This window comes from Pseudoxanthomonas sp. LjRoot143 (genome assembly GCF_964252945.1).
GTDB lineage: Bacteria > Pseudomonadota > Gammaproteobacteria > Xanthomonadales > Xanthomonadaceae > Pseudoxanthomonas_A.
Genome location: NZ_CAXUPM020000001.1, coordinates 3569416 through 3591536 on the forward strand (window position 1 = coordinate 3569416; position 22121 = coordinate 3591536).

General features: G+C 67.3%; 22 protein-coding genes. 5 read left to right on the plus strand and 17 right to left on the minus strand.

Going from position 1 to position 22121, the window contains the following annotated elements; all coding sequences use genetic code 11:
* Positions 1 to 81: 81 nt before the first annotated feature.
* Together ACSQ1W_RS17295 and arfB are read right to left on the minus strand one after the other, a co-directional pair.
* Positions 82 to 642, minus strand: a complete 561-nt coding sequence (locus ACSQ1W_RS17295; RefSeq protein ID WP_436046239.1) for a lysophospholipid acyltransferase family protein — start codon at positions 640 to 642, stop codon at positions 82 to 84.
* Between the two features lie 40 nt (positions 643 to 682).
* Positions 683 to 1117: an alternative ribosome rescue aminoacyl-tRNA hydrolase ArfB gene (arfB, locus tag ACSQ1W_RS17300; RefSeq protein ID WP_436044956.1), complete on the minus strand. Its 435-nt coding sequence runs from the start codon at positions 1115 to 1117 to the stop codon at positions 683 to 685.
* A gap of 124 nt (positions 1118 to 1241) precedes the next feature.
* On the opposite strand from arfB, the gene ACSQ1W_RS17305 reads away from it, so the two are divergent.
* Positions 1242 to 1802, plus strand: a complete 561-nt coding sequence (locus tag ACSQ1W_RS17305; RefSeq protein WP_192273803.1) for a DUF2059 domain-containing protein — start codon at positions 1242 to 1244, stop codon at positions 1800 to 1802.
* 114 nt (positions 1803 to 1916) lie between these two features.
* Here ACSQ1W_RS17305 and ung read toward each other — a convergent pair whose 3' ends face one another.
* From ung to rhlB, 5 genes are all read right to left on the minus strand, one after another.
* Positions 1917 to 2624, minus strand: a complete 708-nt coding sequence (gene ung / locus ACSQ1W_RS17310; protein WP_436044957.1) for a uracil-DNA glycosylase — start codon at positions 2622 to 2624, stop codon at positions 1917 to 1919.
* A gap of 4 nt (positions 2625 to 2628) precedes the next feature.
* On the minus strand, positions 2629 to 3468 hold the full coding sequence (locus tag ACSQ1W_RS17315; protein WP_436044959.1) for a response regulator: 840 nt from the start codon (positions 3466 to 3468) through the stop codon (positions 2629 to 2631).
* Positions 3469 to 3484: 16 nt separating this feature from the next.
* On the minus strand, positions 3485 to 4429 hold the full coding sequence (ftsX, locus tag ACSQ1W_RS17320; RefSeq protein ID WP_436044961.1) for a permease-like cell division protein FtsX: 945 nt from the start codon (positions 4427 to 4429) through the stop codon (positions 3485 to 3487).
* Positions 4426 to 5112, minus strand: coding sequence for a cell division ATP-binding protein FtsE (ftsE, locus tag ACSQ1W_RS17325; RefSeq protein ID WP_062350449.1), 687 nt, complete (start codon positions 5110 to 5112; stop codon positions 4426 to 4428). The genes ftsX and ftsE overlap by 4 nt, the downstream gene beginning before the upstream one ends.
* 104 nt (positions 5113 to 5216) lie before the next feature.
* A complete protein-coding gene (rhlB, locus tag ACSQ1W_RS17330) occupies positions 5217 to 6905 on the minus strand; it encodes an ATP-dependent RNA helicase RhlB (RefSeq protein WP_436044962.1) in 1689 nt (562 codons plus the stop codon).
* A gap of 226 nt (positions 6906 to 7131) precedes the next feature.
* Between rhlB and trxA the strand changes: the two genes are divergently transcribed.
* The gene (gene trxA, locus ACSQ1W_RS17335; RefSeq protein WP_436044963.1) at positions 7132 to 7473 is read left to right on the plus strand and encodes a thioredoxin TrxA; all 342 of its coding nucleotides are present in this window, start codon (positions 7132 to 7134) and stop codon (positions 7471 to 7473) included.
* Positions 7474 to 7682: 209 nt separating this feature from the next.
* The gene (gene rho / locus ACSQ1W_RS17340; protein ID WP_436044964.1) at positions 7683 to 9401 is read left to right on the plus strand and encodes a transcription termination factor Rho; all 1719 of its coding nucleotides are present in this window, start codon (positions 7683 to 7685) and stop codon (positions 9399 to 9401) included.
* Here rho and ACSQ1W_RS17345 read toward each other — a convergent pair.
* The 9 genes from ACSQ1W_RS17345 to ACSQ1W_RS17385 all read right to left on the minus strand — a co-directional run bounded on the left by ACSQ1W_RS17345 (position 9382) and on the right by ACSQ1W_RS17385 (position 19142).
* Positions 9382 to 9537, minus strand: coding sequence for a hypothetical protein (locus tag ACSQ1W_RS17345; protein WP_192273810.1), 156 nt, complete (start codon positions 9535 to 9537; stop codon positions 9382 to 9384). The two genes, rho and ACSQ1W_RS17345, sit on opposite strands and share 20 nt — an antisense overlap.
* Before the next feature lie 24 nt (positions 9538 to 9561).
* Positions 9562 to 11931, minus strand: coding sequence for a TonB-dependent hemoglobin/transferrin/lactoferrin family receptor (locus ACSQ1W_RS17350; RefSeq protein WP_436044966.1), 2370 nt, complete (start codon positions 11929 to 11931; stop codon positions 9562 to 9564).
* A 126-nt stretch (positions 11932 to 12057) separates the two neighbouring features.
* The gene (locus ACSQ1W_RS17355) at positions 12058 to 13491 is read right to left on the minus strand and encodes a DUF2271 domain-containing protein (protein WP_436044967.1); all 1434 of its coding nucleotides are present in this window, start codon (positions 13489 to 13491) and stop codon (positions 12058 to 12060) included.
* 34 nt (positions 13492 to 13525) lie between these two features.
* Complete coding sequence (locus ACSQ1W_RS17360) at positions 13526 to 14428, minus strand: EF-hand domain-containing protein (protein ID WP_436044968.1); 903 nt, start codon at positions 14426 to 14428, stop codon at positions 13526 to 13528.
* A gap of 25 nt (positions 14429 to 14453) precedes the next feature.
* The gene (locus tag ACSQ1W_RS17365) at positions 14454 to 15254 is read right to left on the minus strand and encodes a DUF4198 domain-containing protein (RefSeq protein WP_436044969.1); all 801 of its coding nucleotides are present in this window, start codon (positions 15252 to 15254) and stop codon (positions 14454 to 14456) included.
* A 228-nt stretch (positions 15255 to 15482) separates the two neighbouring features.
* Entirely contained in the window at positions 15483 to 16241 is a 759-nt protein-coding gene (locus ACSQ1W_RS17370; RefSeq protein ID WP_436044970.1) for a hypothetical protein, read from the minus strand.
* Between the two features lie 50 nt (positions 16242 to 16291).
* Positions 16292 to 17158, minus strand: a complete 867-nt coding sequence (locus ACSQ1W_RS17375; protein ID WP_436044972.1) for a TonB family protein — start codon at positions 17156 to 17158, stop codon at positions 16292 to 16294.
* Positions 17159 to 17288: 130 nt separating this feature from the next.
* Complete coding sequence (locus ACSQ1W_RS17380; protein ID WP_436044974.1) at positions 17289 to 18164, minus strand: energy transducer TonB; 876 nt, start codon at positions 18162 to 18164, stop codon at positions 17289 to 17291.
* Positions 18165 to 18278: 114 nt separating this feature from the next.
* Complete coding sequence (locus tag ACSQ1W_RS17385) at positions 18279 to 19142, minus strand: energy transducer TonB (protein ID WP_436044976.1); 864 nt, start codon at positions 19140 to 19142, stop codon at positions 18279 to 18281.
* 72 nt (positions 19143 to 19214) lie between these two features.
* On the opposite strand from ACSQ1W_RS17385, the gene ACSQ1W_RS17390 reads away from it, so the two are divergent.
* Positions 19215 to 19340, plus strand: coding sequence for a hypothetical protein (locus tag ACSQ1W_RS17390; protein WP_436046274.1), 126 nt, complete (start codon positions 19215 to 19217; stop codon positions 19338 to 19340).
* A gap of 2 nt (positions 19341 to 19342) precedes the next feature.
* Here the strand turns inward: ACSQ1W_RS17390 and ACSQ1W_RS17395 are convergent, their stop codons facing one another.
* Entirely contained in the window at positions 19343 to 20251 is a 909-nt protein-coding gene (locus tag ACSQ1W_RS17395) for a hypothetical protein (RefSeq protein WP_436044977.1), read from the minus strand.
* Between the two features lie 71 nt (positions 20252 to 20322).
* On the opposite strand from ACSQ1W_RS17395, the gene ACSQ1W_RS17400 reads away from it, so the two are divergent.
* Complete coding sequence (locus ACSQ1W_RS17400; RefSeq protein ID WP_436044978.1) at positions 20323 to 22119, plus strand: monovalent cation:proton antiporter-2 (CPA2) family protein; 1797 nt, start codon at positions 20323 to 20325, stop codon at positions 22117 to 22119.
* Positions 22120 to 22121 lie beyond the last annotated feature (2 nt).

The window sequence follows — 22121 nt, forward strand, 5'->3', positions numbered from 1 at the left end:
TTCGCTCCGTACCGCAAACGGAAAACCCGCCTCACGGCGGGTTTTCTTTTTTTGATCGAGGCGCGACCCGCGCCATCAGCCTCACAACGTCCCGCGGTTCTTCCCCTGCCATGGCTGGTACCACGCGCGGATCGCGGCCATGTCCGTCTCCATGTCGCCGGTCGGGTAGTACACGTCGCCGATGCCGATAATCTTCTCGGGGTAGTGGAAGTACGCCATCAGGATCGGCACCTGCGCCTGCTGGGCGATCTTCAGGAAGCCGCCCTTCCACTTGTCCACGCGCTTCCGCGTGCCTTCCGGCGTCAGCGCGAACCACATCCTGTCGGACGTGCGGATCATGCGGACCGCCTGTTCGACCGTGCCCTGCGGCGAGCTGCGGTCGACCGGCACCACGCCCAGCTTGCGCAGCAGCGGCGACAACGGCCACCAGAACAGCTGCGCCTTGCCCAGCACGCGCACCTGGAAGCCCATCGCGATCTTCGCCGCCATGCCCCAGATGCCGTCCCAGTTGGACGAATGCGGCGCGACGATCATCACCAGCTTGGGGATGTCCGGCAGCGTGCCTTCGATCCGCCAGCCGAACACGCGCAGGAACGTGCGCCCCATCCAGCGGGTGAAGCGGTTCGGCGGCACCTGCGGCATGTTGGGCGGGATGCGCGGAACGATGTCGTGGCTCAAACGGTTACTCCCAGTTGTTCTTCTGCGAACGGCCGCGCTTGACCTGGCTGCGCTCGCGCTTGGCATCCAGTCGTCGTGCCTTCGCGGCACGCGAGGGCTTGGTGGCGACGCGCTTCTTCGGCACCACCAGCGCGGCGGCGATGATCGCGGCCAGGCGCTCGCGCGCATCCTGGCGATTGCGGTCCTGCGTGCGGAAGCGCTGCGCGTCGATCACGAGTACGCCTTCGTCGGTCAGGCGACGGTCGCGCCGGGTCAGCAAGCGTTCTCGAAGCGGCTCAGGCAGCGACGGCGAGCCCGCCACGTCGAAGCGCAGCTCCACCGCGGTGGCCACCTTGTTGACGTTCTGGCCACCCGCGCCGCTCGCGCGCACGAAGCGCTCGACCAGTTCGTCGTCCGGAATCGCCAGCGTCGGCGTGATCTCGAGTGCGGTGCTCCCCATGCGGCGGATTGTAGTCAGGATGGGCGTCGGTTCGTAGCGTACTGCCGCAGGATCGGCGCCAATTAACGCCAGATTTACTCCCCGGCAGGCACCCTGTGCCCCCGTTCCACGCCACCCGCACTGCATGATCGCTGCTTCGCTGACCGCGGCCCGCCGGCTTTCCCGCCTCCTCCTCGTCACCGTCGCGCTGGCGTTCGCCGGCACCGCCCTCGCGGCCGAACCGTCGGATGCCGACATCGACCGCCTGCTGAAGGCCTCGCGCGCCGAGAGCCTGCTGGCCGGCGTGGTCCCACAGATGGAGGCGGTGCAGCAGCAGGAGTTCGACAAGCATTTCGCCGGCAAGGAAATGACCGAGGAACAGAAAGCCGAGGTCGCGCGCATCCAGACCAAGACCCAGGAGATCGTGCGCAAGGCGCTGTCGTGGGAAGAAATGCGGCCGGTCTACCTGGACGTCTACAAGAAGACCTACACGCGCGAGGACGTGCGCGCGATCACCAAGTTCTACGAGAGCGCTGCCGGCCAGCGCATGCTCGACAAGAATCCCGCACTGATGCAGAACATCATGAGCGCCGTGCAGCTGAAGATGGTGCCGATGCTGGAAGAGCTGCAGGGCGAGATCAAGAACATTCCGGTCACCCCGCCCCCGCCGGTCTCACCACCGCAGAAGCGGCGTCGTACGCGCTGAGGTCGGATCCAGGATCCTCGGCTGTGGGAGCGACGTAAGTCGCGATGCGGCGTTACCGGTGGATCATCGCGACTTACGTCGCTCCCACATCAGATTGCACGACAGCACATCGCCTCAGATCACCAGCTGATCCCGCGACGGCAACCGCCAGTCGATCGGCGCCTGCCCACGCTGCGCGAGGTACTGGTTGGTCGCGCTGAAGTGCCCACACCCCAGGAACCCGCGATGCGCCGACAGCGGCGACGGATGCGGCGCACGCAGCACGCGATGGCGACGCGTATCGATCACCTTGCCCTTGGCCTGCGCGTAACTGCCCCAGAGCAGGAACACCAGGCCTTCGCGTTCGCGCGCCAGCGTCTCGATGGCATGGTCGGTGAAACCTTCCCAGCCCTTGCCCTGATGCGCACCCGCGCGGCCTTCCTCGACCGTCAGCACGGCATTGAGGAGCAGCACGCCCTGGCGCGCCCACGGCAGCAAACAGCCATGGCCAGGCGGCGCGATGCCGAGGTCGGCATTGATTTCCTTGTAGATGTTCCCCAGCGACGGCGGCACCGGCACGCCCGGCAGCACCGAGAAGCACAGACCGTGCGCCTGGCCCGGTCCATGGTACGGATCCTGTCCCAGGATCACCACTTTCACCGCATCGAACGGCGTAGCGTCGAACGCGGCGAAGATCTGCGGTCCGGGCGGATAGATGCGTGCGCCCGCCGCCTTGCGCTGGCGCAGGAAGGCGGACAGGTCCTGCATGTCGGGTCGCAGCAGCCAGTCGCCGATGCGCGCCTTCCACGAGGGTTCCAGTCTGACGCGGTCGTCGTCCGTCATGCGCTCAGACCAGGCTGCGCGTTTCGTCCATGCGTGCCAGGCGCAACTGGAACAACACCTTGGTCACCAGCAGGCGCTCGGCGATGGGCTTGAGCACCAGGTCGTTGGCGCCGGCCTGCAGCAGCTCGGCCTGGTTGTCGCGGTTGCTGTCGCCGGTCATCACCAGGATCGGCAGGCGCCGCTTGCCGTAGGCGAAATCCACGCGGATACGCTGCACGATGTCGCGCCCGCTCAGTTCGCCCTTCAGCACCACGTCGGTCAGCACCAGGTCGAACTTGTGCGTGGACAGGCCCAGCGATTCGGCGGTGAGCAGCGCGAAGGCGTCCTCCGCCTTCATCACGTGCACCACGTTGAGCGACTGCCGCTCCAGCATGCGCCGGGTGGTCTCGGCGACGACGCGGCTGTCCTCGATGTAGAGGATGGTGGCGCCGGCGACCGGCTCCGGCTGCACGTAGCCGCGGATGAAGGTCGCCAGTGCTTCGTGGCCCAGCGCCTTGTCGAAATAGTCGGTGACGAACTCGGTGAAGCGGCGCTCTTCCAGATGCTGCTGCGCGTCGCCGGACACGACGATGACCGGCACGTAGGCCTGGCCCGCTGCCTCGCGCACGCTGCGCGCGATCTCCATGCCGTCGCCATCGGGCAACGCCAGCGCCGTGGTCACCAGATGCACCTCGCCCGCCGCCAGCGCCTTGCGCGCGTCGGCGATGCTGGAACAGCCGATCACCTCCACCCCGGGCAGGTCGCGCTTCAGCACATCGGCGATGAGCTTGCGGACCAGCTTCGACCCGTCCACCACCATCACGCGGGGTGCGTCGCTGATCAGATGCCGGAGCTCTTGGGCCATGAAGATGCGTAAGGTGTCAGGTGGCAGTCGGGCGAGTCTGACGCAAGAAGTGGCCGGTCACCAGCCATGCGCCCAGCCAGCCGATCACCGTGGCCGCCACGACGACGACCGTCGCGCCGGCCGGGTCCAGCCCGACCAGCACGAACGGGCTGCCATAGCTGCGCGCCAGTGCCGCGAGCGGCGCGCGCAGCGCCAGCGCCGCCAACGTCAACAGGCCAAGCGCCAGCGCGCCGGCTGCCAGCCCGTACCACGCGCCCAGATAGATGAAGGGCCGGCGGATGAAGCCATCGCTCGCCCCCAGCAACTGCAGCACGCCGATCTCCTCGCGCCGCGACTGGATGTCCAGGCGGACGGTGTTGCCGACCACCAGCAGCGCGCCCAGGCCGAACAACGCCGCGAGCACCCACACCAGCCGCTTGCCGAATCCCATCCAGCCAGCAAGGCGTTCGCGCCAGGCCGCGTCGTGCTGCAGCAAGTCGGTTTCGGGCAACGCTTCGAGCGCGCCGACCAGCCTCGCCTCGTCGCCCTCGGGCACGACCACCAACAGGCTGGGCAGCGGATTGCCGTCCAGCAGGTCCAGCGATCCGGCCAGGCCGCTGCGTTCGCGGAACTCCGCCAGGCCCTGTTCGGGGGTGCGCAGTTCGACGCTGGCCACGTCATCGCGGCCGCGCAGCGCTTCCGCCAGCGCCTGCGCGCGCGCGACCGATGTTTCCGGTTTGAGGAACAGGTCGATCTCGCGCGACTGCTGCACATCGCCGGCGAAATGACCGACGTTCTGCAGCGCCAGCCACAGGCCCAAGGGCAGCACGAACGCGACCGCCATTACCCCGATCGTCAGCAACGTCGCCCACGGACGACGCACGGTGCGGCCCAGGCTGGAAACGAAGCTGTAGAGATGCTGGTCCAGCCAGATGCCGAACCCCGAGCGCGCCTGCGCGCGACTGTTCTTCGCGTCGCTCATTCGGCCAGATCCGCGGGAGAGATGTCATCGGCCAGCTTGCCGTGGTCGAGGATCAGCACGCGCTTCTTCATCCGCTTCAGCAGCGACAGGTCATGGCTGACCACCAGCACGCTGGTGCCACGCTCGGGCATGGACGCGAACAGCGACATGATTTCCGCGGCCAACGTCGGATCGAGGTTGCCGGTCGGCTCGTCCGCCACCAGCAGGCGCGGCTCGGCGACGATGGCACGCGCGATGCCGACACGCTGCTGCTCGCCCGCCGACAGCTGCGTCGGCAACGCATTCTCGCGATGGCCCAGGCCCAGCCGTGCCAGCACTTCGCGCACGCGCTTGCCGATGTCGCCACGACGATCGCCGCGCAGGATCAGCGGCAGCGAGACGTTCTCCATCACCGTGCGGTCGGTCAGCAGACGATGGTCCTGGTAGACCGCGCCGACCTCGCGGCGATGCAGCGGGATGCGGCCGCCGCGGACCTTCAACAGGTTCTTGCCGGCGAACAGCACGGCGCCGCGGCTGGGCCGCTCGCTCAGGTGGATCAGCTTCAGCAGCGTGCTCTTGCCGGCACCGGAATGCCCGGTGACGAACAGCATCTCGCCCTCGGCCACCTCGAAGCTGACGTCCTCCAGCGCCGCATGGCCGCCGGGGTACTGCTTGCTGACGTTTTCGAATCGAAGGACGCTCATGTCCGTCGATTATGCCGGACCGGCCGAGACGCTGGCGATGACGCCGCACAAAAGAAAAAGCCGGGACATGCCCGGCTTCTCCTCGATACGCACGATGACAGGGCTCAGCCGCCGGACACCAGCGAGCGGATCTTGCGGCCCAGCTTGGTCAGGAAGCCCGCATTGTCGTCGGCCGGCTTCGGCGCAGCGGCCGGCTTCGCGACGACGGGCGCGGCATTCGCCACGGCGCCTTCGGCACCCTCGAGCGGACGGCCATGGCGACGACGACGGCGCTTGCGCGGCTTGCGCTCGCCTTCCGGCAGCGTCGCCGTATCGGTGCGGGCTGCCTCGTTCGCCGGTCGCGGCGCCTGCGGCTTCGCCGCTTCGCCTTCCGGACGCGGCGCGCGCGGCGGACGCGGCTTGCCATCGGCCGAGCGCGCACCTTCGCGGCGACCGCCCTCGCGGCGGCCCCCGTCGCGACGACCCGCACCGCCGGATCCACCCGGCTTGCGGCCACCGCCACGACGCTCCTCGTCGGCCGCCTTCTGTTCGCGGGCTTCGCGGAAGATCTGGCTGACGCTTTCTTCTTCCTCGTCGCCCTCGCCGGCGGCCGGCTTCGGACGTTCCGGGCGCGGCAGCGCGGTCAGCAGTTCGGCGGTGACCGGCTCGGACGGGATCTTCTGCTCGATGTAGGCCTCGATATCGGGCAGCGACATCGCATAGCGCTCGCAGGCGAAGCTGATCGCATCGCCTTCGGCGCCGAGGCGCGCCGTGCGGCCGATGCGGTGCACGTAGTCCTCCGCATCGAACGGCAGGTCGTAGTTGAACACGTGCGACACGCCATCGATGTGCAGGCCGCGCGCGGCCACGTCGGTGGCCACCAGCAGTTCCAGTTGGCCCGCCTGGAAGCGCTTCAGCAGCGACTCGCGCTTCTTCTGCGGCACGTCGCCGGACAGCACGCCGACGCGGTAGCCTGCGCGTTCCAGCGCGCGCGCCACGCGTTCGACAAACGCCTTGGTGTTGACGAACACCATCGTGCGCGCGCCTTCGCTGCGCGACAGCAGGCCGATCAGCAGCGGGATCTTCTCTTCGTCGGCCGGGTAGTACAGCTTCTGCCGCACCTTCGCTGCGGTGATGAACTCGGTCTCGACGACGAGCTTCTCCGGCTCGTTCATGTGCTCGTAGGCCAGTTCGAGCACGCGGTGCGACAGCGTGGCCGAGAACAGAAGCGTCTGCCGCGTGGTGCGCTCGGGCATGCGGCGCAGCAGGAAGCGGATGTCCTTGATGAAGCCGAGGTCGAACATGCGGTCGGCTTCGTCCAGCACGCACATCTCGCAGGCGTGCAGGCTGACGACCTTGTGCTGCTTGACGTAGTCGATCAGGCGGCCCGGCGTGGCGATGATGACGTCCACGCCCTTCTGCAGCAGTTCGCGCTGCTTGTCGTAATCCACGCCGCCGTAGACCAGCGCGAAGCGCAGGCCGAGGTCGGCGCCGAACTTCACCGCATCCTTGTGGATCTGGATGGCGAGTTCGCGGGTGGGCGCCAGGATCAGCGCGCGCGGATCCTCGGGCTTGCGCTCGGCCAGCGCGGGGCGGCTCAGCAGGCGGTTCATCACCGCGACCAGGAAAGCCAGCGTCTTGCCGGTGCCGGTCTGCGCCTGGCCGGCGACGTCGCGGCCCGCCAGGGCGACCGGCAGCGTCATCGCCTGGATCGGCGTGCAACGGGAGAAACCTGCGCCTTCCAGGCCGGCGAGCAGCGCCGGATGCAGGTCGAACGAGGAGAACGTGATGTCGGTTAACGGTTTGTCGCTCATGCCTTCTTCTTTGCGTCGCTGTGTTCCGCGCGCGTCTCTTATGAATGCGGTGGGTGTGCTTGCAACGGCCTGACCGGCGTCGCACACTGCGCCCCCTGTGCCGGGTTGCGCGACCACCTGGGAACCCTTGATAAAGGTCGCGGAACGCCCCAGTTTACCCCAATCGTGGTGGCCGTCCCGGCCCGAACCCGTCCGCGCCCGCCCGCGGACCCCGCAGGAGATCCCCGTGAGCGACAAAGTGACCCACGTCGGCGATGCCGATTTCGATGCTGCCGTGCTGCAGTCCGGCGAGCCCGTACTGGTGGACTTCTGGGCCGAATGGTGTGGCCCGTGCAAGATGATTTCCCCGGTTCTCGACGAGCTGGCCGAGACCTACGATGGCAAGCTGAAGGTCGCCAAGGTGAACGTGGACGAGAACCGTGCCACCGCCATCAAGTACCACGTCCGCTCGATCCCGATGCTGCTGCTGTTCAAGGATGGCCAGATCCAGGCCACCCAGATCGGCGCCGTGGGCAAGGGGCAGCTGACCCAGATGATCGACAAGGCCCTGGGCTCCCAGGCCGCCTGACCCCTCGCCCCGCCCCCGCCACGGCGGGGGCGCAGGCTGAATCTGCTTGAACCCGCCGCTCCGCGCGGCTTGCCGCTACCCCGGACCCGGTGGTAGTGTCGGCCCCGAAATCCGGCGCAGGGGATGCGCCGCACCCATCTGAATCTCCTTTCTTCATTTCACCCCGCCGCCGCAACGCCGGCGCTCGCCACCTAGCGAGGATTCGCAACTTGTCCGACAGCAGCAACGAAACCGGCGCCCCCGCCGAGAAGCGCGTGCGTAAAACCCGTGCTCCCAAAGCCCCGTCCGCCGATACCGCCGCCGCGCCCACCGAGCGCGCGTCCGACCCGGCACCCCAGCTTCCGCTTCCGCCGCCCGTTGCGGCCGAACGCGCACCCGCCCCCGCAGCGCCCGCACCGTCCCATGACGGCGGTGGCGATGCGTCCGCCCCGCAGGCGCAAGGGGGCGGCGGTCAGCAACACGAAGGTGGCGGCCAGCAGGAAGGCGGCGACCAGCGCGACGGCAACCGCTTCAACAACAATCGCCGCGACCGCTTCCGCAACCGCCGCGAACGCAACCGCGACCGCGACCGCCAGGGCCACGACGGCATGCCGCAGGACGGCAATGGCGGCGGCCAGGAGGCTTTCGTGCCTCGCCAGCAGCCGAACGTGCCGGAGGGCTTCCCGCAGTATTCGCTGGGCGACCTCAAGCGCATGCCCGCCCCGCGCCTGCTCGATATCGCCGAGCAACTGAACATCCAGGAAGGCGTCGCCCGCGCCCGCAAGCAGGACGTGATCTTCGCGCTGCTGAAGGTGCTGACCCGCCACGGTGAAGGCGTCGCCGCCGATGGCGTGCTGGAAATCCTGCCGGACGGCTTCGGCTTCCTGCGCGCCGCCGAGGCCAGCTACCTGGCCGGCCCGGACGACGTGTACATCAGCCCCAGCCAGATCCGCCGCTTCAACCTGCGTACCGGCGACCACCTGGCCGGCCGCATCCGCTGGCCGAAGGATGGCGAGCGCTACTTCGCGCTGTCGACCATCGACACCATCAATGGCGAGCCGCTGGAAGCATCGAAGAACAAGGTCCTGTTCGAGAACCTGACGCCGCTGTTCCCGCGTCGCCGCTTCACCCTGGAGCGCGGCAACGGTTCGTCGGAAGACATCGCCGGCCGCATCCTCGATCTGATGGCGCCGCAGGGCAAGGGTCAGCGCGCGCTGATCGTGTCGCCGCCGAAGGCCGGTAAGACGATCATGATGCAGCAGATCGCCACCGCCATTACGACCAACCACCCGGACGTGCACCTGATCGTGCTGCTGGTGGACGAGCGTCCGGAAGAAGTGACCGAAATGCAGCGCACCGTGCGCGGCGAAGTGGTCTCCTCGACCTTCGACGAGCCCGCCGCGCGCCACGTGCAGGTCGCCGAAATGGTGATCGAGCGCGCCAAGCGCCTGGTCGAGCACAAGAAGGACGTGGTGATCATGCTGGACTCGATCACCCGCCTGGCCCGCGCCTACAACAACGTCGTGCCCAGCTCCGGTAAGGTGCTGACCGGCGGCGTGGACGCCAACGCCCTGCACCGTCCGAAGCGCTTCTTCGGCGCCGCGCGCAACGTGGAGGAAGGCGGCTCGCTGACCATCATCGCCACCGCGCTGGTCGAGACCGGCAGCAAGATGGACGAGGTGATCTACGAAGAGTTCAAGGGCACCGGCAACAGCGAAGTGCACCTGAACCGCCGTATCACCGAGAAGCGCGTCTATCCGGCCATCGACATCAACCGTTCGGGCACGCGTCGCGAGGACCTGCTGATCGAGCCGGAGCTGCTGCAGAAGATCTGGATCCTGCGCAAGCTGCTGCATCCGATGGACGAAATCGCCGCGATGGAGTTCCTGCTGGACAAGATGAAGAACACCAAGTCGAACGACGAGTTCTTCAGCTCGATGAAGCGCTAAGCACCAGAAGGTCCGGCGTCGCCGGATCGGAAAAAGAAAGCCCTGCTGGAACCTTGAAGCTCAAGGATGACAGCAGGGCTTTTTCGTGGGCGAAGGGAACACCATCAGCGGATGCCGATGGGCGGTCGGCCGACATGACCGATCCGCCCCCTTCACGGGCTCAGAACGACCAGCTGAGCGTCACGCGGGCATTGCGACCCGGCTGCGACCAGCGACCGATGCCTGCCGCGCTGGTGGAACCCGAGAACACCGCGTTGCCGGCGCCGGCGGTACGCACGCGGTTCCACAGGTAGTACTCCTTGTCGAACACGTTGTAGATGCCGGCGGTCAGGTGCAGGTTCTTGGTGATGTCGTAGCTGCCGAACAGGTCCAGCAGCGTGTACGCACGTGCCTTGTAGGCGTACACCGGTACGACTTCCGCGCCGTAACTGCCGTTGGTGATGCTCCGGCCGTAGTCCGACGGATCCTTGTCTTCCTGGTGGGTGACGTTGGCAGTCAGGTTCCAGCGGCGCGACGGCGCGACGTAGTTCAGTCCCGCCACCAGCTTGGCCGGCACGATGCTGCCTAGCGGTTCGCCATCGTTGTCCTCGCCCTCGTTGTACGAGTAGGCAAGGCGCGCCATCCAGTCATCGGCCAGCAGCCACATGCCTTCCACCTCGACGCCCTTGACCTTCACCTCGCCGCGGTTGATCGGCATGGTGTAGATGTAGCCGTTCGTGATGACGGTCTGGCCGCCCACGACGGTGCTGTACTGCACGGTCGGATCGCCAACGAAGTCCGCGCTGTCGATGAAGTCGCTGTAGGTGTCGTGGAACGCCGACACGCCCAGGCGCAGGCGATCGCTGCTGTAGCGCCAGCCCAGCTCGAGGTTGAGGCTGCGCTCGGCGTCGAGATCCGGATTGCTCTTGCCATCGGGCACGGTGACGAGGGCGCCATCGGACACGCGCGTGACCTGCGTGGTCGACGACGTGCCGTACATGTCGTTGACGCTCGGCGCGCGGAAGCCGCGGCCGACCTGCGCCCACAACGACTGCGTATCGGCGATGCGGAAGTCGGCGCCCAGGTTCCATGTCGGCGAACGGAACTCGGAGACGCCCACACTGCCGCCGCCATCGGTATAGCCGGAATCGCCACCGGAGGTCGCACGCACCTTCGGCGTGTACTTGTAGCTGTCGTAGCGCAGGCCGCCGGTCAGGGTCAGGCGATCCTCCAGCAGACGTACCTTGTCGCGAGCGTAGACCGTCCACGACGTCTCGCGGGTGTTCGGCCACAGCGACGGATCGGTGTCGCGGCTGACCAGCTGGCCCGCGTTGTTCCAGCGCGAGTCGATCGAGTTCCAGTCGATGTCCGCCTGCTGCCAGGCCGCGCCGTAGACCAGCGCATGGCGCAGGCCGCCGCTTTCGAACGACTTGTCCAGATCGATCGCGGCGCGATCGCGATCCTGGGTATCCCAGCGGAATTCCTGTCGCGAACAGAGTGCCGCCACCGAGCATCGGGTGCCGCCCGACGTGCCGCTGGCGACCAGCACGTTGGTCTGGCCCTGGATGTAGTTCTCCTGCCGGTCGACCGTCGCTTCCAGCGTGTCGAAGGCGGCGACATCCGCCTTCCATGTGTACTTCAGGCCGTAACGGTCGCGGTCGCTGCGGTCTACCGCGGAGCGCTCATAGTACGAGCCGGTGCCATCGGTCCGGGTCCAGTTGTCGACGTGGCCGGTGCTGCGCGCGCGTTCGTAGATCAGTCCGAACGTCTGGGTGTCGCTGATCAGGAAATTGACCTTCGCCAGCAGGTTGTCGCTCTCGCGATCGATGGGGTCCGGCGTGCGACGGCCGGGGCCGATCCAGTTGATCGTGGTGTCGTACCAGGATTCGGTCTCGTGCCCTTCGCGCTTGGTGTAGACCAGCAGCGACTCGACCGGTCCCGTGCGGTTGGCGAACGTCAGCGTGCCGGCATTCTCATCGTTGCTGCCGGTATACGCGTACTTGAGCGCACCGGCGGTGTCGTTGCCGGTCGGTTCCAGGAAGTCGGATGGGTCCTTGGTGGTGAACATCACCGCGCCGCTGAGCGCACCGCTGCCGGCGGTGATCGCATCGGCTCCCTTGATGATCTCCACGGTCTTGACCGCTTCCATGTCGACACTGCCACGTCCGGAGCGGAAGAACTCGTACGGTTGGTAGGTGCCAGGGTCCATGCTCTGCGGGAAGCTCAGGCCATCCAGCATGATGGACACGCGGTCGGCTTCCAGGCCACGGATGTTGAAGCCGTTGAAACCGGCACGTCCCAGATCGACCATTTCGACGCCCGGCACGTAGCGGATCGCATCTTCCATGCTCTGCGCGCCCTGCTGCTGCAGATCCTTGCTGCTCAGGGTGGTGACATTCTGGTTGGTGGACTGCTGTCGCTCGCGCTGCGCCTTGACCTCGATCGTATCCAGCGTCTGTGCGCCGTTCGGATCGGCGGGGGTTTCAGCCTGTGCAGGCAGGGCGATGACGGACGCGATGGCCAGCGCCAGCAAGTGGGGGGACAACTTCATGGTGTGACTCCACAGTCAGGAAAGAACATGCGCTTCGATGGGAGCGCTCCAATCCTGGCTGCGGCCGCGAGGGCGGAAGTACGTCGCTGGGATGGCGCGGGTTCGCGCCGTTGGGTAGGAAAGGCGCTACGTCTTGTCGTAGCGGAGAACCAGGCGACCGATCTCGGTCTGACCCTGATGCTGCAGGGGCGCGGTGGCGTCGCCCAGCGGGAACGGTAGCGCGATGTATTCGTGGCCGCCGTGCTCGCGTGCGGCTTCCACGCGCAATACGTAACGCCCGGCGGGCATCGCCTGCCCACGGTCGTCGCGACCGTCCCATGCCAGTGTGTACTGGCCAGGCGCGCGCGTCGGGCGCGCGATGCCGAGCGCGCCGGCCGGATCGTTGCGGCCGTAGTGCCGCCACCAGCGTGGCAGCTCGCTCAACCAGCGCGAGCGGTCGCCGAGCACATGCAGCTGCCGCACGGCGCGCCCGTCCTCGTGCTCGATCCAGACCGCGAGATAGGGCTTCCGGTAGCGATCCACGGCGTTGGCCGGAATCTCGTAATCGATCAGGACCGACGCGCGCGGCGCGGACACCACACCAGCGTCCAGTGCGGCCGGCCAGCGTGCCGACGCGAAAGGAATGCCGGCATCCGACACCACCAGGGCCGCCGCGCCTTCGATGCGGTCGACCAGCGCGATGCCGTCGCGGATCGGCATCACCGTGAGCGCGGTCGCCAACGCATCGGCGGTGGCGGCATCCCGGGCGATGACGGTGGCGGCAGGCGCGTAACTCAACGGCCAGCCCTCCTGCGGGTCGAGAATATGGCTCAATTGCCGTCGCCCGATCGTGTAGCCGCGACTGTGATGACCACTGGCCGCGATCGCCTGCGACGCCAGCTTCACGCGCGCGACACCGGGCTGGTTGTCGATCGGCTGCTTCGGATCGGCAACATCGACGTGCCATGCGTCATCGCCCTCCGGACGACCCCAGTAGACGGCGTCGCCACCAATATCAATGCGGATGCCGGTCGCCTTGGGCACAGCGCGGCGCGCGCTCGCGAGCGCGCGATCCAGGATGTAGCCCTTGGCGATGCCGTCGACGTCGAAGCGCAGCCCGAGCGCCGGATCGAGCGCGCCCGTCGCCGGTACCGGCAAGGTCGCCAGTGCGCGCGCCTGCCGGCGCAGGCCCGCACGTTCCGGCAGGCGATCGTCGGCATCGGCCTGCCGCCATTGCGCGATCAACGCGCCGAGACGGCAGCTGAAAGCACCGTTGGTTTCAGCGCGCCAGTGCTCGCAACGCGCCAGCACCTCGACCACCGCCTCGGGGAGGCGCTCGGCAGGAAGATGGCCGTCGTTGTAGCGGGACAAGGCGCTGTCTTCGCGCCACGTACTGAGCTGCGATTCGAGACGGGCGATTTCGTGCAGCGCAGCGTCGACGGCGCGCGACGCGCGCGTGCCATCGCCATCGATCCGCATCTCGAACGACGTGCCCAGCACGCCTTCGCGCTGCACCTGTACGGGCGCGGCGGCCAGCCCGCAACTGGCCAACGCCAGCCACAGGCCGATCCCCCGGCACATCGTCGACGGTCGCATCCCCACGCGATCCCTCTGCTCAGTTCGCGGCGGGCCGTTCGGTCCGCGCAGGCGGCGGCAGCTTGGCGTCCGCGGGGTCCACCACGCCATCGTGGTTGCGGTCGGCCGCCTCGAAGGTCCGCTTACCCGACACCTGGTACTCGGCGAACGTCATCTTGCCGTCCTTGTCGGTGTCCAGGGCGCCGAAGCGCACACGCGTCTGCTTGTCCGAGCCGCCGGTCTGGGTGGCGATATGGCGATCGAGACGGTCCTCGTACTCGGCCAGGTATTCGTCCTGGGTCAGGCGACCGTCGTTGTTGGCATCCGTGCGCGTGAACTGGGTGGCGCGCGCCTGGTCGAACTCGCTGCGCTCCACCTTGCCATCGCCATTGCCGTCGTACAGCGCGAGGAAGCCTTCGGCCGTGTGGCTGCTGGGCAATGCCAAGCGGTTGGGACGGCGATCGAAACGCTCCGCAGCGGCCGCGGTCTTCTCGCCATCGTCCTTTGCTTCCGTCTTGCTAGCTAGGGCCTTCTGGCCCTCGCTCCAGACACGCTCACCGGACGCGTCGAACTCCGCGCGCGAGACATGACCATCCTTGTCGGTGTCCAGCGCGGTGAAGCGGCGCCTGGTCTGTTCGATCTGCTCGCCGCGGCCCTGTTCCATCTCCTCGCGCATGCGGTCTTCGAACTCCTGCACGTACTCTTCCACGTCGACCGTGCCGTCGCCGTTGGCGTCCGTCGCATCGAAGCGTGCACGGCGGAAGGCGTCGAACTCCTCCCACGTCAGGCGGCCATCGGCATTCGCGTCATGCTGCGCGATGAAGGCTGTGATGTTGTTGCCATGACCGCCGACCAGCGGGCGCGGGGCGGGCGATTGCTGGGCGACGGCGGGAGCGGACAGCAGCGCGCAGAGGCACGCGCCGGCAAGCAGGCCAGGTTTCATGGACATCTCCGGAGAAGGGGGGGAATTACTGTTCGAGCACGCGGAACGTCAGCGTGTAGCTGTTGCTGTACTCGTCGACCGGCGCGCCGGCGGGCGCCTTGGTGCGATGGCGCGTCAGCGCCAGCCAGGTACCGGCACGCTCCAGCTTGACGCTGGCCTTGCCCTGCGCATCGGTCAGCACCGTCACCACCTGCGGCTTGCGGTCCGAGGTCCACACCGCTTCGGTGATCTCGACCTTCTGGTCGGCCAGCGGTGTGCCGTCGTACTGCACGGTGAAATCGAACGTCTCGCCGACGAACAGATCATTGGGATGGGTGACCGGCACGAGTTCGATGCCCTTGCCGCGCGCCTGCAGCGCCTTGCCGCCGGGCTCGCCGACGGTGACGAAGGTTTCCGCCAGCGTCAGCGACTGGAAGTTGGAGATCACCTTGGCACCCGCCGGGATCTTCGCCGCCGGGTCGCGTGAGCTTTCCTGCTTGCCGTTGAGTTCCCAGGTACGGAACAGCGCGCCCAGGCGCGGTCCGGTGCTGAAGCGGTAGATGCCCGTCGCGCCTTTCGGCAGTGTGTGCTCGGCGACGGCGCGGACCTTCAGCAGCTGCACGGCGTCCAGCGCGGCTTCCTTGCCATCGGGGCCGATGACGGTGAACCGGCTGTTGTCGAACACCGTTTCGGGAACGAAGAAGGTTTCGGCGAACGCAGCATCCAGCGCGACGGTGTCGCCCGCGCGCGGTGCGAAGGTGCTCGGCGCGAGATAGGGCGTGTGGGCGGAAGCGGTTGCGGCGAATGCGCAGGCGAAAATGCCGGCGAAGAGGGGCGCCAGTCTCATGTGCGGGTCCTGTCAGGCGGTGAATCGCTGGCGGGACCGGGAGAGACGGCCGAATGCTGGCTTCGGCGGAAAGTATGAACAGAAACAGAGAAAGTGACAAGCGAGTGAACACCGCGACCGGACGCCGGGGCAACGCGCCTGCGCATCGGACGTCATGCGCTTCGCACCTGCCCCCTTTGCGTCGACGGCACCCGCACCGCGCATGCCGACAAGGCGGGCGCTGCTCGCTTACAGCATCGAGCCGATGACGTCCGAGCCGAGCGACAGGACGGAATCCACCGGCACGACACGCGGGTCGATCAGGACGCTGCCCGGCGGCAGCGTGGTCTTGTTCGTGATGGCCCAGGGCGAGGTTTCCATCGGCCAGCCGATATGGCGATAGTCGGTGTCGCCCTTCATGTCGCGAGGCCAGAACGTCACCAGCACTCGCACCTCGCGCGGGTAGGTGGCGACACCCGCCTGCGTCGAGCCGGCAACGAAGCTCCAGCGCCGTGCGGCGGCGATACTGGTCTGCTCGAAGCGCTCACGCCATGTCGCACTGATGCCCGCATCCTTGATGTGCGTCAGCACGGCGGCATCCGTGATCGATGCGTCCTCCACATGCCCCTGCGCATCCAGCCGGAGCTGCAGCAGGACGCGCGCACCCGCGCGTGCCTCCAGCAACATGCGCGGATAGTCCGGCGGTACCGCGCCAGGCGTGAGCGTCGGCGTGCCGAACCACGCCTGCGCCAACCGCAGGCCGTAGCCTCCCGACAACGGCACCGCCTCCAGCGCCAGCCGCACGTCGGTATCTCCGTCAACCGGTCGCCCGTGCGACCCCGTCGCGGCGAACCGCCATGTGGCCACACCGCGCTGCACCTGCGCTGCGACCTGTGCGTTCAGCGCCGGGTCCGGCGTGAATCCCACATTCGCTCCGTCCGCGCCGATGTGCAGCGTGCCCGATGCTTCCAGGCGGATCGGGTCGCCCTCCGCTGCCTGTGCTGCCATTCCCATCGCCAGGCACGCAAGCAGCCCCAGAGCTCGGATACGGGATGTCTTCAAGCGCCATCCAGTGGTGTCAGCAGCTTCGGGCCACGCGTACTGCCCGCGAGGTGCACACCGCCATCGGCCAGCGCGTCCGGCGAGAAGCCTGGCGCTTCATCCGCGGGAGCCCACGTCGGGCTCATGCGCGGCCCCGGAATATAGACCGCCCATTTCCCGTAGCGTCGCGCTTCGCCGAAGTTGAAATCCACCGGCACGCGCACGACCCAATAGGGCTGCGTGGCCTGGGCGCCCACGGTGGGTGGAGCGAAGGTCCACTTTCGGGCTGCCGCCATCGCTGCACGGGCAAAGCGGTCGCGGTGCTGGTTCATCTGGGACTCGTTGGCGACGATCCGCAGGTTGACCTGTTCGGCGATCACGTCGCCGACGGTACCGTCGCGTTCGATCTTGAGCAGGAGATAGGCCGTCCCTTGCACGCCCCCCTGCGCCGCCGCCATCGGGTACCCCGGTGGCCTCATCTGTTTCGCGCTGACGCGCTCCGCCTCCGGCATCGCTTCATAGTCGCCGAAGTCGGCGCCGCGGATCGATATCTCCATCTTGCCATCGCCTAACGACCTGCCCACCAGCAGCGCACTCATGCGTGTCAGCGCGCGGCGCGGCTGTCCCTCCACCATCACCGGCTCGAAGCGCCAGGTCGCGACATTGCGGCCGACGAAGGCAGGAATGCCTTCGGGCAATTTCTCAGGCGTATCCAGCTCCACGCTTTCGACGCTTCCGTCGACCGCGATGCTGATGGACCCGGTCACCCGCATGCTGGCTTCCGCCTGCTTGCGGACGGCGCCGGCGTTCTGCGCCCCTGCCCCGGGAGCCCATGCCAGCGCCAGCACCAGAAGCCACATCACCCACGTGTTCCGCTGTCCCATACGTCCTCCTGCATCCCTGGAAGCAAGCCCGCCCCGGGCCCGTCCGCCGCATACTAGCCCCGCGTGGTGGTACATGCACCGTAGTGGCCAGGCGCTGGCACGGATGTCCCGACCGCTGCCTCGCGGTGATTCAGGAGTCGCCGCCCAGTGGCGTCAGCAGGCGCAATCCCTTGCCCAACGGATAGAGCCCGCCCGCCAACAGGGCCTCGGGGCTTTCGTCCGCACCCTGCTGGCCCTCCTGCGCCCACGGGATCGGCTCCCGCGGTCCGGGAACGTAAGCGAGCCATTCCCCGTAACCGGGCTGCTTGGCGCCGAAGAACTCGTAGTCGACCGGCACGCGCACGGACAGGAACCCGGCCTGCCGCAGCTCCTCGCTTGCCGATACGGAGAAGGACCACTTCCTGGCCGCGACAACGGCAGCGCGGGACAGCGTTCCCCGCATCCGTTTCATCTCGCTCTCGCTGCCCACCGTCCGCAGGTTGACCTGCTCGACAGCGACATCCTGCACCAGGCCTTCCGGTCCGATCTTCACCACCAGGTAGACCGTGCCGCGCACGTTCATTTCCAGCGCCGCCATCGGATAGTTGGGCGGCTGCATGGAGATCGGCTTGATCGCATCGGGTTCCTGCTGGCGCTCCTCCGGCGTCATCGCCTCCTTGCCGAAGTAGCCGCTGCGGATGCCCACCCTGTACGTGCCGTCATCCAGCTTCTTGGCCACCACCAGCAGGCTCATGCGCGCCTTGGCTCGTCTCGCCACGCCATCCACGAGCACGGGCTCGAACTTCCAGGCCGGCCCGGACCCTTCCACGAGTTCGGTCACCACGTCCGGCAACTTGTCGCGCTGGTCGACCTCCAGCGTGCTGACGCTGCCATCGCGTTCGATCAGGATCGATCCGGTGACCAGCATGCTGGCCTCGATCTGCTTGCGGACGGCGCGTGAGCTGCCCGCCAGCGCCGGCATGCAGAGCAGTACCAGCAACAGGCCCAGCCCTAGACGCATCTTCATCATTCGCTCCTTCGTAGTGATACGCGAGCCGTCGACGCCCATCGGCATCCATCACTTCCGTCCGCCCCGTTCTCCGACCGGGTGTACGCCATCATCCCCTGGACGAGCGTACCGTCATCCTTCGCCAGCCAGCGGCGTCAGGAGGCGGAGGGCGTGCCTGTCCAGCACCCCCACCATGCCGTTCGCCAACGCTTCCGGCGAACTCTGCGTCAGTTCTGCGTCGACCCAGTCCGCCGTCGTGCGCGGTCCGGGAACATAAGCCACCCAGCGCCCGTAGCGTGACTCCATGCGACCCATCGTGTAGTCCACCGGTACCCGCATCGTCCAGTAATCGGCAGCACCCGAGTCGACCTGGCTTGGCGGAGTGAAGGACCAGCCCCGCGCCGCCTGCACTGCGGAGGCGGCGAACGACTGGCGCATGCGCTCCATCTCGGGTGCCGTGGCCAGGACGCGCAGGTTGACCTGTTCGGCGAAGGCTTCCTCGACGCGGCCATCCCGGCCGACCTTCAGGATCAGGTAGACGCTGCCGGATGCGCCCGCCCGCGCCATCGCGGCCGGATAACGCGGCGGCATCATCCTGCCGTTGTCGGAAGAGCTCTCTTCCACCGTACTGAAGGCATAGAAGGACGCCGCCTGCACGCGCATCTCGTAGCCCCCCGCCTCCTGCTTCCTGGCCACCAGCAGGACACGCATCTTGTTGCGGGCACGTACAGGGCGGCCTTCGTGCTGCAATGGCTTGAACTCCCACGCCGGGATCTGCTGCTGCAGGAACGCAACGACACCGGGCGGAAGCTCGTCCGTCCTGTCCAGCGTGTGCGCGATGACACCGCCATGCTCGCTGACGGTGATCTCGCCCGTCACCGCCATGCTCATTTCGATCTGCTTGCGCATCGCGCCGACCCCTTGCGCGTATACGCTCTGCGTCCATGCCAGCAGGCATGTCGCGAACAGGACCGCGAAACCGACCGTCCGCCTCATTGCGCCCCCATATCCCTGGAAGTGAGCCCGGCCCGGGCCCGTGCGCCGCATACTATCCCCGCGAGGTGATACATGCACGGTAGTGGTCTGGAGTTGGCGCTGGTGTTCCTGCTGGCCGCGGTGATCGCGGTGCCGGTGTTCAAGCGCTTCGGCATCGCCTTGCAGCGAGTGCCGCACACCTTGCCTGCATCGCTATAGCGCTACGAATCTCCGCCCAATGGCGCCAACAAGCGCAGGCCGTGTCGTTCCACCAGATGCGGAACGCCTGCCGCCAGTGCTTCAGGCGACGTGCCCGCAGTATCTTCCGGCAGCCATGCTGCCTTTCGTCGTGGTCCCGGTACGTAAGCTATCCATTGCCCGTAGCGGGCGGGCCTGGCAGCCCGTTCGTGCTTTGCACCTCGACTGGAACTGGACACGGCATACGACTTGAAATCGATCGGCACGCGTACCGACCAATCCTTCGCCGACGCAAGCTCTCCGTGCACAGGGGGGGCGAACCTCCACGTCCTCGCAGCATCGACCGACGCCGTCTCGAACGCAGACCTGAGCGTAGCCAGCATATCGGCGCTCCCACGGACATGAAGGTTCACCTGTTCCGCGACCACATCCTGCACCGCGCCATCACGACCGACCCGCAAGAGCAGATAGACGGTCCCTGCTGCGCCCGTCCCCATGGCGTATGCCGGGAACGTCGGGGGCGTCAGACTGGTTACCGTGACCTCATATCCATGCGCCCGTTCCGTGGGCCGGAAACCGACTGCCTGCATACGCAGTTCGTACTGCTCGTCGCGTTGCCTGGCAACCACGAAAAGCTCCATCGTGTTGCGTACTGCCATGGCACTCCCTTCCAACGCGAGAGGTTGGAATTTCCATGACGCGATACTGTCTCTTACGAATGTCGCGACCAACGCTGGAAGCTTTTTCTCTTCATGCAGCTTGTATCCCACCACGTTCCCCGTGGTATCGACCGTGATTTCTCCCCGCACCCGCATGCCCGCTTCAATCTGCCCATGGCCCGCTTCCGTACCAGACGCGTGCGCTGCCGCTGCAACACCCGAACACAGAGCCCAAGCCAACATGAGTGCGCTCAGACAGACTTTCCGCGTCATTGATATTCCTTCGTTCATGGCACGCCCCCGGAACCAAGTCTCCGCCGCATACTATCCCCGCGAGGTGATACATGCACGGTAGTGGTCTGGAGTTGGCGCTGGTGTTCCTGCTGGCCGCGGTGATCGCGGTGCCGGTGTTCAAGCGCTTCGGGTTGGGGGCGGTGCTGGCCTACCTGGTGGCCGGCGTGGTGCTGGGTCCGGACGGGCTGGCGCTGGTGCGGGATGCGGATCGCATCCTCGACGCGGCCGAGATCGGCGTGGTGATGATGCTGTTCGTCATCGGCCTGGAACTGTCGCCGTCGCGGCTGCGCGTGATGCGCAAGCCGGTGTTCGGCGCGGGCGGCCTGCAGGTCCTGCTGAGCGCGCTGGTGCTGGGCGGGATCGCGCTGGCCTTCGAGCACCACTGGAAGACCGCGCTCGTGATCGGCCTGGGCCTGGCGCTCTCGTCCACCGCGGTCAGCCTGCAGCTGCTCGCCGAGAACAAGGAACTGACCAGCGAGCACGGACGGCTGGGTTTCGCGATCCTGCTGTTCCAGGATCTGGTGGCCATCCCGCTGCTGGCTGCCATCCCGCTGCTCGGCGGCGCGAAGAACGAAACGCTGACCTGGACCATGGTGTTCCATGCCGTCGGCGCCATCGCGATCGTGATCCTCGGCGGGCGGCTGGTGTTGCGGCAGCTGTTCCGCATCGTCGCGCGTACGCGCATGCCCGAAGTGTTCACCGCCACGGCCTTGCTGGTGGTGCTGGGCATCGCCTGGTTCATGCAACTGGCCGGCCTGAGCGCCGGCCTGGGCGCGTTCCTGGCCGGCGTGCTGCTGTCGGATTCGGAATTCCGCCACGAACTGGAATCGCAGATCGATCCGTTCAAGGGGCTGCTGCTGGGCCTGTTCTTCATCGCGGTCGGCATGGACATCGACCTGGATGCCGTGGCCAAGGCGCCCGAGGTGGTCACGGCCGGCGTCGCGATCCTGCTGGCGGTGAAATTCTCGCTGCTGTTCGGCATCGGCCGCTGGCCGGGCCGCCTGCAGCCCCGGGGGGCGCTGATGCTGGCCGGCACGCTGTGGCTGGGGGGTGAGTTCGCGTTCGTGGTCTTCAGCGAAGCGTCGCGCGTGAAGCTCATGGACGTCGAACTACGCAACCAGCTGACCGCGATCGTCGGCGTATCGATGGCACTGACCCCCTTGCTGCTCCTGGGCCTGCATCGCCTGCTGGCCGAGGTGAAGCACGCGCCTGCCGCCGCGCCGCGCACGTTCGATGAGATTCCGGACGAGCAGCCGCAGGTGCTGATCGCGGGCATGGGCAGGTTCGGCCAAATCGTCGCGCGCCTGCTCACCGCACAGCGGATTTCCTTCGTCGCACTGGAGCACAGCCCCGAGACCGTCGACACGTTGCGGCGGTTCGGCAACATCCGGCTGTACTACGGCGACCCGACCCGGCCGGACCTGCTGAGGTCCGCCGGCGCGCAGCATGTGAAGGTGTTCGTGATCGCAATGGACGACCCCGACACGAACATCAAGGCGACGCGTCTGATCCGCCGCATGTACCCGGAGGCGCGCGTGCTGGCGCGCGCGCGCAACCGCCAGCACGCCTGGCGGTTGATGGACCTGAGCGCGGAGGCATATCGCGAGACGCTGGGCTCCAGCCTGGAGATGGCGCAACAGGTGCTGGTGGAACTGGGCCTGCCACCGGAGACCGCGGCCGAGCACACGCGGCGCTTCCGCCAGCACGACGAGAAGCTGTTGCGCGCGCAGTATCTGGTCTACGACGACGACGGTGCGGTGATCCAGACGGCACGCGATGCCGTCAGCGACCTTGAGCAGTTGTTCGAAGCCGATGCGACCGGAGAGGACGCGCCGCCGACGCGCTGAGG

What these genes read in the sequence shown, in the direction of transcription:
- ACSQ1W_RS17385 (WP_436044976.1), bottom strand. Translation starts at nt 19,142, where the DNA reads ATGAGGCGGACGGTCGGTTTCGCGGTCCTGTTCGCGACATGCCTGCTG.
- ACSQ1W_RS17355 (WP_436044967.1), bottom strand. Translation starts at nt 13,491, where the DNA reads ATGTGCCGGGGGATCGGCCTGTGGCTGGCGTTGGCCAGTTGCGGGCTG.
- ACSQ1W_RS17360 (WP_436044968.1), bottom strand. Translation starts at nt 14,428, where the DNA reads ATGAAACCTGGCCTGCTTGCCGGCGCGTGCCTCTGCGCGCTGCTGTCC.
- ACSQ1W_RS17350 (WP_436044966.1), bottom strand. Translation starts at nt 11,931, where the DNA reads ATGAAGTTGTCCCCCCACTTGCTGGCGCTGGCCATCGCGTCCGTCATC.
- ACSQ1W_RS17315 (WP_436044959.1), bottom strand. Translation starts at nt 3,468, where the DNA reads ATGGCCCAAGAGCTCCGGCATCTGATCAGCGACGCACCCCGCGTGATG.
- ACSQ1W_RS17365 (WP_436044969.1), bottom strand. Translation starts at nt 15,254, where the DNA reads ATGAGACTGGCGCCCCTCTTCGCCGGCATTTTCGCCTGCGCATTCGCC.
- ACSQ1W_RS17395 (WP_436044977.1), bottom strand. Translation starts at nt 20,251, where the DNA reads ATGACGCGGAAAGTCTGTCTGAGCGCACTCATGTTGGCTTGGGCTCTG.
- ACSQ1W_RS17305 (WP_192273803.1), top strand. Translation starts at nt 1,242, where the DNA reads ATGATCGCTGCTTCGCTGACCGCGGCCCGCCGGCTTTCCCGCCTCCTC.
- ACSQ1W_RS17380 (WP_436044974.1), bottom strand. Translation starts at nt 18,164, where the DNA reads ATGAAGATGCGTCTAGGGCTGGGCCTGTTGCTGGTACTGCTCTGCATG.
- ACSQ1W_RS17295 (WP_436046239.1), bottom strand. Translation starts at nt 642, where the DNA reads ATGCCGCAGGTGCCGCCGAACCGCTTCACCCGCTGGATGGGGCGCACG.
- ACSQ1W_RS17370 (WP_436044970.1), bottom strand. Translation starts at nt 16,241, where the DNA reads ATGGCAGCACAGGCAGCGGAGGGCGACCCGATCCGCCTGGAAGCATCG.
- ACSQ1W_RS17390 (WP_436046274.1), top strand. Translation starts at nt 19,215, where the DNA reads ATGCACGGTAGTGGTCTGGAGTTGGCGCTGGTGTTCCTGCTGGCCGCG.
- ung (WP_436044957.1), bottom strand. Translation starts at nt 2,624, where the DNA reads ATGACGGACGACGACCGCGTCAGACTGGAACCCTCGTGGAAGGCGCGC.
- rhlB (WP_436044962.1), bottom strand. Translation starts at nt 6,905, where the DNA reads ATGAGCGACAAACCGTTAACCGACATCACGTTCTCCTCGTTCGACCTG.
- ftsE (WP_062350449.1), bottom strand. Translation starts at nt 5,112, where the DNA reads ATGAGCGTCCTTCGATTCGAAAACGTCAGCAAGCAGTACCCCGGCGGC.
- ACSQ1W_RS17345 (WP_192273810.1), bottom strand. Translation starts at nt 9,537, where the DNA reads ATGTCGGCCGACCGCCCATCGGCATCCGCTGATGGTGTTCCCTTCGCC.
- arfB (WP_436044956.1), bottom strand. Translation starts at nt 1,117, where the DNA reads ATGGGGAGCACCGCACTCGAGATCACGCCGACGCTGGCGATTCCGGAC.
- ftsX (WP_436044961.1), bottom strand. Translation starts at nt 4,429, where the DNA reads ATGAGCGACGCGAAGAACAGTCGCGCGCAGGCGCGCTCGGGGTTCGGC.
- ACSQ1W_RS17400 (WP_436044978.1), top strand. Translation starts at nt 20,323, where the DNA reads ATGCACGGTAGTGGTCTGGAGTTGGCGCTGGTGTTCCTGCTGGCCGCG.
- ACSQ1W_RS17375 (WP_436044972.1), bottom strand. Translation starts at nt 17,158, where the DNA reads ATGGGACAGCGGAACACGTGGGTGATGTGGCTTCTGGTGCTGGCGCTG.